At 65.9% G+C, this 13444-nt stretch carries 11 protein-coding genes; 2 read left to right on the top strand and 9 right to left on the bottom strand.

The features are described from left to right. Position 1: 1 nt before the first annotated feature. Positions 2 to 925 (bottom strand): carbohydrate ABC transporter permease, encoded by a 924-nt coding sequence (locus GLR48_RS19350; RefSeq protein WP_237064077.1) that lies wholly within the window; start codon positions 923 to 925, stop codon positions 2 to 4. Between the two features lie 53 nt (positions 926 to 978). Further along, positions 979 to 2223 carry an ABC transporter substrate-binding protein gene (locus GLR48_RS19345; protein ID WP_237064075.1) on the bottom strand — a complete coding sequence of 415 codons (1245 nt, stop codon included), beginning with the start codon at positions 2221 to 2223 and terminating at the stop codon, positions 979 to 981. Between the two features lie 142 nt (positions 2224 to 2365). Here GLR48_RS19345 and GLR48_RS19340 point away from each other — a divergent pair, with 142 nt between their 5' ends. Beyond that, positions 2366 to 3172: an IclR family transcriptional regulator gene (locus GLR48_RS19340; RefSeq protein ID WP_237064073.1), complete on the top strand. Its 807-nt coding sequence runs from the start codon at positions 2366 to 2368 to the stop codon at positions 3170 to 3172. A 3-nt stretch (positions 3173 to 3175) separates the two neighbouring features. Then, positions 3176 to 4231, top strand: coding sequence for an ABC transporter ATP-binding protein (locus tag GLR48_RS19335; protein ID WP_237064071.1), 1056 nt, complete (start codon positions 3176 to 3178; stop codon positions 4229 to 4231). Positions 4232 to 4329: 98 nt separating this feature from the next. Here GLR48_RS19335 and GLR48_RS19330 read toward each other — a convergent pair whose 3' ends face one another. The 7 genes from GLR48_RS19330 to xsc form a co-directional block, all read right to left on the bottom strand. Then, positions 4330 to 5199 carry a dimethyl sulfoxide reductase anchor subunit family protein gene (locus GLR48_RS19330; protein ID WP_237064606.1) on the bottom strand — a complete coding sequence of 290 codons (870 nt, stop codon included), beginning with the start codon at positions 5197 to 5199 and terminating at the stop codon, positions 4330 to 4332. Then, positions 5199 to 5969, bottom strand: coding sequence for a 4Fe-4S dicluster domain-containing protein (locus GLR48_RS19325; RefSeq protein WP_237064069.1), 771 nt, complete (start codon positions 5967 to 5969; stop codon positions 5199 to 5201). Before GLR48_RS19325 ends, GLR48_RS19330 begins: the two co-directional genes overlap by 1 nt. A gap of 100 nt (positions 5970 to 6069) precedes the next feature. Next, entirely contained in the window at positions 6070 to 6822 is a 753-nt protein-coding gene (locus tag GLR48_RS19320; protein ID WP_237064067.1) for an alpha/beta fold hydrolase, read from the bottom strand. Between the two features lie 148 nt (positions 6823 to 6970). Continuing rightward, positions 6971 to 9790: a molybdopterin oxidoreductase family protein gene (locus GLR48_RS19315; protein WP_237064065.1), complete on the bottom strand. Its 2820-nt coding sequence runs from the start codon at positions 9788 to 9790 to the stop codon at positions 6971 to 6973. Further along, entirely contained in the window at positions 9787 to 10827 is a 1041-nt protein-coding gene (locus GLR48_RS19310; protein ID WP_237064063.1) for an acetate/propionate family kinase, read from the bottom strand. The genes GLR48_RS19315 and GLR48_RS19310 overlap by 4 nt, the downstream gene beginning before the upstream one ends. Continuing rightward, complete coding sequence (locus GLR48_RS19305) at positions 10824 to 11564, bottom strand: TSUP family transporter (protein ID WP_237064061.1); 741 nt, start codon at positions 11562 to 11564, stop codon at positions 10824 to 10826. Before GLR48_RS19305 ends, GLR48_RS19310 begins: the two co-directional genes overlap by 4 nt. Further along, complete coding sequence (gene xsc, locus GLR48_RS19300; RefSeq protein WP_237064053.1) at positions 11564 to 13342, bottom strand: sulfoacetaldehyde acetyltransferase; 1779 nt, start codon at positions 13340 to 13342, stop codon at positions 11564 to 11566. The genes GLR48_RS19305 and xsc overlap by 1 nt, the downstream gene beginning before the upstream one ends. Between the last annotated feature and the right edge of the window lie 102 nt (positions 13343 to 13444).

Below are 13444 nucleotides of genomic sequence, written 5' to 3'. Positions count from 1 at the left end.
GTCAGTGCCCCTTTTCGTCGCGGATCATCTTCCAGACGAAGCCGGCGATGAAGACCATCATGATGAGGAACAGGACGACGGCGATGGCAGCACCGTAACCCATGCGGTAGCCATATTCGCTCAGCGCTTTTTCATACATGTAGAATGACAGCACGCGGGTCTGCCCGAAGGGGCCGCCGTTGGTCATGATGGACACGAGGTCGAAGCTGCGCAGCGCACCGATCACGGTCACGACGACGGCGATGAAGGTGGCGGGCCGCAGTTGCGGCAGCACGACATACCAGAGCATCTTGAGGCCCTTGGCGCCGTCGAGGCGCGCGGCCTCGATCTGGTCGGGGGCCACGTTGTTCAGGCCGGTCAGGTACAGGATCATGCAATGGGCGATCTGCGGCCAGAGGCCCGCAACGATGATGCCATAGGTGGCGTATTCGGGGTTCGCGAGGACAGCGGTGCCGGTGCCGAAGAGCCATTCGGTCAGCAGGAAGAACAGGCCGAAGTTGGGCGCGTAGAACCACGCGAACATCAGGCCGACGACGACCTGAGAGATCACGAAGGGAAAGAAAAACAGGGATTTGTAGATCCGGATGCCGGTCACGGTCTGGTTCAGAAAGATCGCGATGCCAAGGCCCGCAGGCACCGCCAGCATGTAAAGAACCAGCCAGATCAGGTTGTTCTTGAGCGAGATGATGAAGTTCCGGTCGCCCCACAGCTCCTGGTAGTTGGCCCAGCCGACCCATGTCTTGGGGGAGAGGCCGTCCCAGTCATAGAAGCTGAACTGGAAGGAGGCGAAGATCGGCCAGATCACGTAGACCGCGAACATGAAGATGCCGGGGGCCAGAAACAGCCACGGGGTCAGGGTCTGCTGGTTCGACTGCCACCACGTCCGGCGCGGCGGCTCTGATGGTTCTGGCACGGCAATGGTCATCGTGTTCCCCCCGGTCGGTGCGGGGCGGGCCATTTGAACCCGCCCCGGCAGCGTTACTTGTAGATCCGCTGACGATCGCTTTCGAGGCGGTTCAGGATGTCCTCGAGGTTGGCCGGATAGGCCATGAACTCCTGAAAGCCTTCCATGCCGCTGGCCGCCATTTCGGCCGGTGCATCACGGTCGAAGAACTGCGCGAGGCCGGAAGCGGTGGAGAGCATCTCGAACCCTTGCGAGAGGAATGGATCGGCTTCGTCCACGGTGGATTCGTTGTTGACCGGAAGCTGACCCAGCGCGGCGTTCAGCTTGGTCTGCACGTCCGGCCGCGCGAGGAACGCGAGGAAGGTCTTGGCGTCCTCGGGGTTCTTGGCACCGGCGGGGATGTGGACGGTGTCGGTCGGCGCATCCTCGGCGCGGGCGACGTCGGGGTTGATCGTCGGGAACGGAAAGAAGCCCAGCGTGTCGTCGGTCATGCCGCCGTCCTTGAACGTGGCCACGGCAAAGTTGCCCATGACGTAGTTTGCGGCCTTGCCTTGGCTTAGCAGCGCTGCGGCGTCCTGCCAGTCGATGGCGGCGGCGTTGGCGGTGATGTAGCCGGGTTCGACCAGCTTGTTCCACTCGGCAAAGGTGTTGCGCACACGCTCGTCGGTCCAGGGGATCTCTCCGGCCGTCAGTTGCATGTGGAAGTCGTAGCCGTTGGTGCGCAGGTCGAAATAGTCGAAAAGGCCTGCGGCGGGCCACATGGCAGAGGTGCCGGTGGTCAGGCAGTCGATGCCCGCATCCTTGAAGAGTTTGCAGTTGGCGACGAAGTCTTCATAGGTTTCAGGTACCTTCGCGCCGACCTGGTCGTAGACCGCTTTGTTATAATACATGCCCCACTGGTAGTAGGTATAGGGCACGCCCCACTGCTTGCCGTCGATGGTCATGGCGGACTCGGCCGAGGCGAGTTGCGCGTTCAGATCGTTGTCGGCCCAGACGTCGGAGACATCCACGAACTGGCCTGCGTCGACAAAGGGCTTCATCCGGTTGCCGGCGTACCAGTTGGCCAGATCCGGGCTGTCGGCGGTCAGAAAGTTGCGGATCGCGGTTTTGTAGCCTTCGTGGTCGAACAGGTTGGTCTGCACGTCGATGTCCGGATACTCCGCCTCGAAATCGGCGATCAGCGCCTCGAACGCGGCCTTGGGCGCGGGGTCGGACGTGTCGGTATTGAAGGTCAGAACGCGCTGCTGGGCGATGGCGGATGTCGCCCCCAGCAGGGCCACGGACAGCACCAGACCGGTGCCGAGGGGTTTGCGCAACATTGGTTTCCTCCCTGAATTGCGTCTCTTTGGTTTCATTATGTGAAACTCGGTTTTGTATATTGATACCTAATCGCGAATCCCCTAGGCTTGTCAACAGTCCCGATCCGCCGCAGCGCAGCATCGGGTGCAGGGGGAGGGACGCATGGCAGGCAGCGGTGACGGCACCGTCGGCAAGGCACTGGAGGTGCTGGATCAGGTGGCCGGTTTCGGCCGCCCGGTGCGGTTCAATGACGTGCTGGCGGACTCTGCCTTTCCAAAACCGACGCTTTACCGCCTGCTGCAAACTTTGGTCAGCCAGAACATGCTGACCTTCGATCCCGACCGGCAGACCTATGCCCCCGGTGCGCGGCTGGTGCGGCTGGCCCATGCGGCCTGGGCGCAGTCGAGCCTGGTGCAGGTGGCGCGGCCGCATCTGCTGCATCTCTCCGCCGCGACCCATGAAACCGTTCATCTGGCGCAGCTGGATCACGCGCAGGTGCTTTATCTGGACAAGCGCAACGCGGACAGTCCGGTTCAGATGTTCTCTCAGGCGGGCAAGGTCGGTCCGGCCTATTGCACCGGCGTCGGCAAGGTCATGCTGGCCTATCTGGAGGGCGGTGCCGCCGATGCGATCATAGCACAGCAGTCGTTCCACCGCTTCCAGCCCGGCACGCTGACCACCGCCACCGCCCTGCGGCGCGAGCTGCAGGCGATCCGCGCGCGCGGCTACGGTTTTGACCGCGAAGAACACGAGGCGGGTATCATTTGCGTGGCGGCCCCAGTGCTGACGCCCACGGGGCGCGTGCTGGGTGCGGTGTCGGTCACGGCCACGACGGCGCGGACCGATCTGGCGGGGCTGGACCGGTTGGCACCGCAGGTCTGCGACACGGCGGCCGCGATCGCCGCCGATGCGGCGAAATGGAGCTTTCCCGATCTTGGGACACAACGGAAAACAATAGCGGGGGAATAGGCCATGTCAGGCGTCACATTGCAGAACGTGGTCAAGAAATACGGCGAGGTGGAGGTGATCCACGGCATCGACCTTGACGTGAAGGACGGAGAGTTCTGCGTCTTCGTCGGCCCCTCGGGCTGCGGCAAGTCCACGTTGTTGCGCATGATCGCGGGGCTGGAGGAGACGACGGCGGGCCGGATCACCATCGGCGCGCGGGACGTCACGCGCCTTGATCCGTCAGAGCGTGGCGTGGCGATGGTGTTCCAGACCTATGCGCTTTACCCGCATATGACGGTCAAGGACAACATGGGCTTCGGGCTCAAGATGAACGGCCATCCAAAGACCGAGATCGCGGCCAAGGTGGCCGAGGCGAGCCGGATTCTGAAGCTGGACGACTACCTCGACCGCAAGCCCGCCGCCCTGTCGGGCGGACAGCGCCAGCGGGTCAGCATCGGGCGGGCCATCGTGCGGGGGCCAGAGGTGTTCCTCTTCGACGAGCCGCTGTCGAACCTCGACGCGGAACTGCGGGTAGAGATGCGGGTCGAAATCGCCCGCCTGCACAAGGACATCGGTGCGACGATGATCTACGTCACCCATGATCAGGTCGAGGCGATGACGCTGGCCGACAAGATCGTGGTGCTGCGCAAGGGTGCCATCGAACAGGTCGGCGCGCCGATGGACCTCTACCGTGACCCTGACAACAAGTTCGTCGCGGGCTTCATCGGCAGCCCCGCGATGAATTTCATGATCGGCGACGTCAAGGGCGGCACGCTGATCGTGGCGGGGATGAAGGCGCGGTTCGACCTGAACCTGCGCCATCACGCGGGCCCCGTCACGGTCGGCATGCGCGCCGAACATCTGACCGTCGATCCCGACGGCGACACCCACACGGTGGACCTGACCGAAAGCCTGGGCGGCGTGTCCTACGTCTATCTGCTGGGCGACACCGGAGAGCGTCTGGTGATCGAGGAGCGCGGCGATCACCGCTCGCGCATCGGCGACCGCGTCGGCATCACGATCGAGGCGCGGCGCGTCTACCTTTTCGACCCCAAGACGGAAGCCCGCATCCGCCACTGACGCGCCGCTGCCCCCCCTCTCTGTTTTGAAAATATCCCGGGGTTTGGGGCAGAGCCCCAAGCCGATTTTTCACGGAAAAATCGGATACCGCGCCCGGGCTAGCGTTTGCCGTAGTACAGGCCGACGACGTGTTCCGCCTGCGCAAAGAACAGCCAGCGCAGACAAAGCACGCCCAGCAGGTGCGCCACGACGGCGATCAATGCGGTGATGTGGGTCAGCCCGGCGGCCAGCAGCGGGATTGGCACGCCGCAGGCGAGGATCAACCCGATGACCCGCAGTTGCAGCGCGTGCCGCCGTCCGACTACGTGGACGAATTCGCGCAGCAGATAGTTCGATCCTGTATGTGGCGGCATGAAGGACCTGACGCTGCCGATCCCGCCCAGACCCGTGGCCGTGGCCAGCGTCGTGCCGGATACGGCCAGCCGCCTGTCGCCGGTGATCCAGGCCACCAGTTGCAGCACTGCCGTCATAGCGAGCAGGATCAACGCGGCATGACCCTGATTGGCCAGCAGCGCGCCGCCGGCCAACGACAGGCCCAGGAACACGGCCGGCGTAGTCCAGTGGCGCCAGCGGGGCACGGTCTTCATCTGGGTGTAGATCATCGCGGTGGTAAAGACCGTGGCAAGGCATCCCAGCGACACCAGCCATCCCAGCGGGGCGGCTGCGATCTCTATGACCCGTAAAAGCGCGAAGATGCCCCCCAGCAGCAGTGTCGCGATCGCGGCGATCCCCTCGCGCGACAGCCAGCTGGTGCGCCATTGGGTGAGGGCCAGATGCGCGCGCTCCGGATGGCCGAGGTGGAAGGTGGAGGCGAGCAGGCCGACGACCGCCAGCACGAAGGCAAGGCCAAAGAAGGCCGCGGCGACCCAGCCGGTGGGGCCGGGCAGCCCGAGGCCGAGCCAGAACAGCAAGCCGAAGCCGAGGCCGGAGAGGGTGGTGAATGTGATGACGGAGGGGGCCGGGTGCATCAGCCGCGCGCCCCGGGCAATTTCGACAGGGTCCGGTCGAGCCATGCGACCAGCCCCTTGCCGTCGGTCGCGACGGTGTCAAGGAGCGGTGCGAGTATGTCGATGTCGCCGGCGGTATCGCGGTCGCGGGGGCGGGGGGGCAGGTACTTGTTGACCGGTTTCGTGCCTTGTTCTGGCATCAGATCGAAGCCGCCCCGGTCCGCGACCAACTGGCTGACGGCGGAGTCCGGATCGCCCAGATCGCCAAAATGGCGCGCGCCGGCGGGACAGGTGCGCACGCAGGCGGGGGTGCGGTCGATTTCGGGCAGCGCCTCGTTGTAGATGCGGTCGACGCAGAGGGTGCATTTCTTCATCACGCCGGCGCTGGAATCCATTTCGCGCGCACCGTAGGGGCAGGCCCAGGCGCAGAGGCCGCAGCCGATGCAGGCGTCCTCGTTCACCAGCACGATGCCGTCGGTGGCGCGCTTGTAGCTGGCACCGGTGGGGCAGACGGTGACGCAGGGGGCGTCTTCACAATGCAGGCAGGATTTCGGAAAATGCACCGCTTGCGTGGGGCCGGTGGGCGGCGTCACCTCGTAACTGTGGACGCGGTTGAGGAAGGTGCCGGACGGGTCTGCCCCGTAGGGGTCCTGATCCGAGAGCGGCGCGCCGAGGTCGCTTTGGGTGTTCCAGCCCTTGCAGGCGACCACGCAGGCATGGCAGCCGACGCAGGTGTCGAGGTCGATGACGAGACCGAGCTTGACCTGTGACGGGGGTGGCAGCGTCGTCATGGGGTGTGGCCTTGGTGTGGTTCTTTTTTGCGCCGGCATCGGGGGGGCCAGCCCCCCGTCCTGCGGACTCCCCCCGAAGTATTTGCGACCAGAAGAAGGATCATTTCCGGGCCTCTCGGGCGAAGGCTGCGAGGTCGTCGGCGAAGCGGTCGGGCGCTTCGAGGAAGGGGGTGTGGCCAATGCCGTCGTAGATGACGTGGGTGGCGTTCGGGATGTTGTGGGCGGCGGAGGCGGCGGGCGGAACGATCGCGTCGGCGTCGCCGTGCAGGATCAGCGTCGGGACGGTGACGGTCGCGGCGTCGGCGGTGTAGTCCTCGTCGCGGGCGGCGAGGGCCATGCGGACGTGATGGGGGCACAGGAGCGCCTCGTCCAGCAGAGTCTGTGCGAGGTCAGGGGCGAGGGGGTCTTTCGTGCAGGCGCGGACGAAGGCGGCGGTGCCGGTTTCGCGCTGGTCTTCGTCGAACATCGGGCCGCGGTTGGCCTTGGTCGCGGCGGGGACCGGGCCAGTGTAGCTGCCGATCAGCGCGAGGGCCGACAGGGCCGCATCGCCGTGGTGGCGGATATAGTCCATCGCCACGCGACCGCCCATGGACCAGCCCAGCAGCAGCGGCCTGTCAAGGGAGGCCAGGATCTGCGCGATGTCGGCGGCCCAGGCGGCGCTGTCTCCGTAGGCCTGTTCGGGTTTGGGTGACAGGCCGTGGCCGCGCAGGTCCGGGGCGATGACGTGGAAGGAGTCCGACAGCCGCGCCATCAGCGGTGCGAAGATCGCGTGCGACATGGAGAAGCCGTGCAGCATGACGATGGATGGATTGGCCGGGTTGCCTTGGGTGGCGATGTGGAGCGGCAGGGTCATTGGGTCTGGCCCGTGGCGCGGCAAGATGCGTCAGGGCGTTTATTCTGGGAAGTGGACGGCTGGGGTGCAGGGGCGGTGCGGCGTGCTTCCGGGCGACGGTCGGAGCCTCCGGCGGGAGTATTTGCTGAAAAAGCGAGGAGGGTGCGGGTCATCGGATCTTCCAGTGCAGGGATGTCGGGGCGGGCGGGACGGGGGAGGCGAGCGGGGGCAGGATGGGTTGGGATTCCTGCGGGGTGCCGGATTTCTCGATCTTGACGCGCAGGTCGAACCAGGCGGCCTGACCGGTGACCGGGTCGGAGTTGGACCAGCGCAACCCGTCGCCCTTGGGCGGGAGCAGTTCGTGGATCAGGTGGTTGAGCAGGAAGCCGCGGGTCGCCTCGGGTGCAACCTTGTCCAGCGCCCAGGCGCCCTTGCGCTTGCCGATGGCGTTCCAGGTCCAGACGGTGTTTTCGTTGAGCGACGCCTGCAGGGCCACGGGCACGGTGATGGAGCCGTGGGCCGAGGTGACGCGCGCCCAGTCGCCGTCCTTGAAGCCATGCTTGGCCCAGATCTTCGTCGGCACGTAGAGCGGGTTGTGGCCGTGAATCTGGCGCAGCCATGCGTTCTGGCCGCCCCAGCTGTGATACATGGCCATGGGCCGCTGGGTCAGGGCGTGGACGTTGTATTCGGCGGGGTCGATATGGGCATCCTCGAACGGGGGATACCAGATGGGGAGGGGGTCCATCGTGACGCGGAGCTGGCCGCGCAAATGGTCCGGGGGCTGGCGGTGGCCGTGCCCTTCGGCGGCGAGCTGGAAGCGGCGCAGGGGTTCGACGTAGAGCTGGAAGATGTAGGGCTGCGGCGCGTCATAGAGGCCCATCGTCACGGCCCAGTCCTGATAGGCGCGGTTGAAGGGTTTGTAATAGGCGGCGCCGTCGGGGATGTTTCTGGTCCAGAAACCACCGTTCGCGATATATTCGTTCAGCTGATTGTCGTTGGGCCCGCCGCGGCCGTCCTGCAGACCGGTATCGCCCACGCGCCAGCCTGCCAGCGGGCCGATGCCGGGGCGGCGGATGTGGTGGGTGATGTAATCGGCATAATCGGCGTATTTCGCGGTGCCGTCGTCATTGACGAAGCCCGGCAGGGACAGCCGCGCGCCGAGGTCGCAGAGGACCGACTGGAAGGCGCGCACGTTGCGGTCAGGCTGGACGACCGGCCAGCGGATCGCATCGGCCATGGCGTCAGCTTCTGAGATCGGGCGGTCGAGGAGCGAGATGCAGTCGTGGCGTTCGAGGTAGGTCGTATCGGGCAGGATCAGGTCGGCGTAGGCGACCATTTCCGATGAATAGGCGTCGGAGTAAATGATGCGCGGGATGACGTAGTCGCCGTCCGCGTCCGTGTCGGTCAGCATGTCGATGACGCCTCGTGTGTTCATCGAGGAGTTCCACGACATGTTGGCCATGTACATGAAGAGCGTGTCGATCCTGTAGGGATCGCCAGCGTGCGCGTTGGAGATGACCATGTGCATCAGCCCGTGGGCCGAAAGCGGGTTTTCCCAGGTGAAGGCCTTGTCGATGCGGGCGGGGGTGCCTGCGTCGGTCAGGCACAGGTCGTCCGGCCCCTGCGGATAGCCGAGATGCGGGCCGTTCAGGGGCTGGCCGGGGACGACCTTGCAATGGGGCTTGGGGTGGGCTGTGGCGGGCTTGGGGTAGGGCGGTTTGAACCGCATGCCGCCTGGCGTTTCGACCGCACCAAGGATGATCTGCAGCATGTGCAGCGCGCGGCAGGTCTGGAAGCCGTTGGAATGGGCCGAGATGCCGCGCATGGCGTGGACGCTGACCGGGCGGCCGATCATCTGGGCATGGTGCTTGCCGCGAAAGTCGGTCCAAGGGCGGTCGAGGATCACCGGCTGGTTGAAGGCCACGTTTGCCATGTCGGCGGCCAGTTGCCGGATGCGGGCGGCGGGGATGCCGACGCGGTCGGCCACGTTTTCAGGCGCGTGGACAGGGTCGGTATAGCGGTCGGCCATCAGGTGAAAGACGCTGCGATGGGTAGTGCCCGCGTTGCGCCATGTGCCGGTCAGTTGCGGTTCCACCCCTTCGCCGTTCCACGGCGCGAGCTTGCCGGTGCGCTGGTCGATGACCTGCGGGCGCAACTCGTCATCACGGATGAAGAGGCCGTAGTCGGGGGATTTGGGGTCCTGATTGACCAGCACGCTCGCGTTGGTGAAGCGCGCGAGGTAGTCCACGTCGATCTGGCCTGCGGTCATCAGGCAGTGGACGAAGCTCAGGATCAGCAGTCCGTCGTTGCCCGGTGTCACGCCGAACCAGTCGTCGGCCACGGCGTTGTAGCCGGTGCGGATCGGGTTGACGCCGACGATGCGCGCGCCGCGCGCCTTGAGCTTGCCGATGCCGATCTTGATGGGGTTGCTGTCGTGATCCTCGGCCACGCCGAAGAGCAGGAAAAGCTTGGTATTCTCCCAATCGGGGGTGCCGAATTCCCAGAAGGCGCCGCCCATGGTGTAGATGCCCGCGGCGGCCATGTTGACCGAGCAAAAGCCGCCGTGGGCGGCGTAGTTCGGGGTGCCGAAGCCCTGCGCCCAGAGGGATGTGAAGGACTGCGACTGGTCGCGGCCGGTGAAGAAGGCGAGCTTTTCGGGCGCCGTCTCGCGCAGCGGTTTCAGCCAGGAGGTCGCGAGGGTCAGGGCCTCGTCCCAGCTGATCTCCTCATACTCGCCCGATCCGCGCGGGCCGGTGCGTTTGAGGGGTGCACGCAGGCGGGCGGGGGCGTTGTGCTGCATGATGCCCGCGCTGCCCTTTGCACAGAGGACGCCCTTGTTGACGGGATGATCGCGGTTGCCCTCGATATAGGCGACCTTGCCACCCTTCATGTGGACGTCGATGCCGCAGCGGCAGGCGCACATGTAGCAGGTGGTCTTGCGGACCTCGTCACCGACGGGGCGTGACAGATCGAGGGTCGGATCGCTCACGCCAGCAGGTCCAGAGCCGCGCGGGCGATGGCACTCTCTTCGCGCGCGGGAACGATCCAGGCGGCGACGGGTGATCGGTCGGTGTGCAAGCGGGCCTCTCCCTCTGCGTTCGCTGCCGCGTCCATGACCAGCCCGGTGAAGGCCAGCCCCTCCATGATCGCGGCGCGGATATTGGGATCATTCTCGCCGATGCCACCGGTAAAGGCCAGTGCATCAATCCCGCCCATCGCGGCGATCATGGACCCCGCGTGGCGGATCGCCCAGTAGGTGAAGTGCCCGATTGCAAAGCGCGCGGCACGGGTGCCAGTGGCAGAAAGGGTGCGCATGTCCGAGGCACCGCCGAGGGCCGCGAGGCCGCTGTGGCGGTTCAGCAGGGTTTCCGCGCCGTCAATGCCGTGCAGGCGGGCGAGGGCGAGGACGGCTGCGGGGTCGATGCTGCCGGACCGGGTGCCCATGGTCAGGCCGTCCAGCGGCGAATAGCCCATCGTGGTGGCGACGGACTGTCCTGCCTTGATGGCGCAGAGGGACGCCCCGTTGCCGAGGTGCAGCGCCAGAAGGCGGTCGGGCTGCGGGGTCACGCGGCGGGCGAGATCGGCGTAGCTGATGCCGTGAAAGCCGTAGCGGCGGATGCCCGGCGTCACGGGGATGGCGTAGGTCGTGGCAACGCGCGGGTTGGTCGCGTGAAAGGCCGTATCAAAACAGGCGACCTGCGGCAGGTTTGGGGCAAGCGTCGTCACGGCGTCGATTCCGGCCAAGGCCGCAGGATTGTGCAGCGGGGCGAGGGGGATCAGGGCCGCGATCTGTGCGCGGACCTGCGGCGTGACGCGGGTGGCGGCGGTCAGCACGTCTCCACCGTGGACGACGCGGTGGGCGCTCGCCGTCAGGGTGTGGCGTGCGTAGTGGTCCAGGATGGTGGCGATGGCGGCGGCGTGGTTGGTGACCTCTGAGATGGTCAGGCTGTCCAGCGCTGTAAGGTCGGTCGCGAAGAGGGCGGATTTGACGGAAGACGAGCCGGCGTTAAGGACGAGGATGCTCATATGAGCGCTCGGATCAGGCCCAAAGCGGAGAGCGCCATCAGCAGCCATGTGGCGAGGCGGCGGAAGGCGGCGGGCGGGGCTGCGGCGAAGCGGCGGTTGCCGAGCAGGATGCCGATGGCCAGCAGGGGTGCTGCGATGAGGGCGGCCACGAAGGTCGCCTGCGTGATCTGGCCGCCGAGGCCCAGCAACGGCAGGGTCATCAGGTCGATGCCGGTCAGAAAGACGATCATCGTGGCGCGGAATGTCGCGGGCGGGATGTTTTGCGCGCCAAGGCAGGCGGCGACGGGCAAGCCGCCCACGCCTGCCGCGTTGGCCGCACCCGCGATCGTGCCGACGGCGATATGGCCTGCGCGGCCCAAGGGGCGTTGCAGGGTCCAGCCGGTCAGCATCAGCAGGGCCAGCGCGCCGATGACCGCGCTGACGAGCAGGCGCACGGCCTCGGCCGGCAGGGTCAGCATGGTCGTGACCGCCAGCGGCAGCGCCACCGCGGCCCCGCCCAGCAGCGCCAGCGCGCGGGACCAGTCGACATGGCCGCGGATGCCGCGGGCCTGCAGGGCGGTCATCGCGATCTCGCACAGAAAAACCACGGGCATCAGCGGCAGCGGGTTCGTGACCAGCGCTGCACAGGCGATGACGATGGCCGAAAAGCCAAATCCGGTATAGCCGCGGATGATCGCGGCCCCAAGCAGCGCACAGGCCAAATAAGCCGCGATGCCGGGCGCAAGGTCGAAGGGCATCAGACCTGCGCTGTCGCCATGTCGTCCTTGGAAATGCCAGCCACGCGCACCGGCTTCTTCATCGCGTCGCGGCGAAACGGCTCTCCCAGCTCCTGATTGAGAAGGACCTCGATCAGGGTCGTCTTGCCGTTCTGCATCTGGTCGGTGATCGCGGTGTTCAGGGTTTCGGTCAGGTCTGCCATCCCCTTGACCTGCACGCCTTTCAGGCCGCAGGCTTGGGCTATGGCGGCGTAGGACACGCCTTCGTCCAGTTCGGTGCCGACGAAGTTGTCGTCGAACCACAGGGTCGAATTGCGCTTTTCCGCGCCCCACTGGTAATTGCGGAAGACGACCATGGTGATCGCGGGCCACTCGGGCCGCCCGATGGCGGTCAATTCGTTGCAGGCAATCCCGAAGGCGCCGTCACCGGCGAAGCCGACGACGGGCACGGACGGTTGTCCGATCTTGGCACCGACAATGGACGGCAGGCCATAGCCGCAGGGGCCAAAGAGGCCGGGGGCGAGGTATTTGCGGCCCTGATCGAAGCTGGGGTAAGCGTTGCCGATGGCGCAGTTGTTGCCGATGTCGCTGCTGATGATCGCCTCGCGCGGCAGGGCGCTCTGGATCGCGCGCCAGGCCATGCGGGGCGACATCCAGTCCGGCTTGTCGGCGCGGGCACGCTGGTTCCAGGTGGTGCCTGCGTCGTCGTCTTCGTGGTCCATCGACGACAACTGCTGCGCCCAGCGGGATCTTGTGTCGCCGATCAGGGCTTTGCGGTTCTGCCGTCCCGCATCGCCCGCCGTGTCTGACAGGGCGCCGCGGATGCGGTCGGCGACGGTCGCGGCGTCGCCGACAATGCCGACGCTGACCTTTTTCGTCAGACCGATGCGGTCGGGGTTCAGGTCGACCTGGATGATCGCGGCGTCGCGTGGCCAATAGTCGATGCCATAGCCCGGCAGGGTACTGAAGGGGTTCAGGCGGGTGCCAAGCGCCAGCACGACATCCGCCTTGGCGATCAGTTCCATCGCCGCCTTGGAGCCGTTGTAGCCCAGCGGCCCGGCGAACAGGGGATGCGATCCGGGGAAGGCATCATTGTGCTGGTAGCCCACGCAGACCGGCGCATCGAGGCGTTCGGCCAAGGCCATGGAGGCCGCGATGCCGCCATCGGAGAGCACGACGCCGGCGCCGTTCAGGATCACCGGGAATGTGGCGTTGGAGAGTAGATCGGCGGCGCGCGCGATGGCGCCTTCACCGCCGGAGGGACGCTCGAACGCCACGATCTGCGGCAGGTCGACGTCGATCACCTGCGTCCAGAAATCGCGGGGCACGTTGATCTGGGCGGGGGCAGAGGCGCGCTTGGCGGCCATGATGACGCGGTTCAGGGTTTCGGCGATGCGGGAGGGATCGCGGACCTCTTCCTGATAGGCGACCATGTCTTCGAAAAGCTTCATCTGCTCGACCTCCTGAAAGCCGCCCTGACCGATGGTCTTGTTGGCGGCCTGCGGGGTGACCAGCAGCAGGGGGGTGTGGTTCCAGTAGGCGGTTTTGACGGCGGTAACGAAGTTGGTGATGCCAGGCCCGTTCTGCGCAATCATCATGCTCATGCGGCCCGTGGCGCGGGTGTAGCCGTCGGCCATCATCCCGGCGGAGCCTTCGTGCGCGCAGTCCCAGAAAGTGATGCCCGCGTCGGGAAAAATATCCGAGATCGGCATCATGGCGGATCCGATGATCCCGAAGGCCTGATCGATCCCGTGCATCTGCAGGGTTTTGACGAAGGCTTCTTCGGTGGTCATCTTCATGGTGTTGATCCTTGGGCAGAGCATATTGTTGGGCGATCATCCGATTTTTCGTCGAAAAACCGGCGCGGGGCTCTGCCCCGCACCCCGAAGTATTTGCGACCA

The sequence above is a fragment of the Loktanella sp. M215 genome (assembly GCF_021735925.1).
Classification (GTDB): domain Bacteria; phylum Pseudomonadota; class Alphaproteobacteria; order Rhodobacterales; family Rhodobacteraceae; genus Loktanella.
Note: the sequence above shows the minus strand (reverse complement) of the source record. Positions and strands in the feature narration are given on the sequence as shown.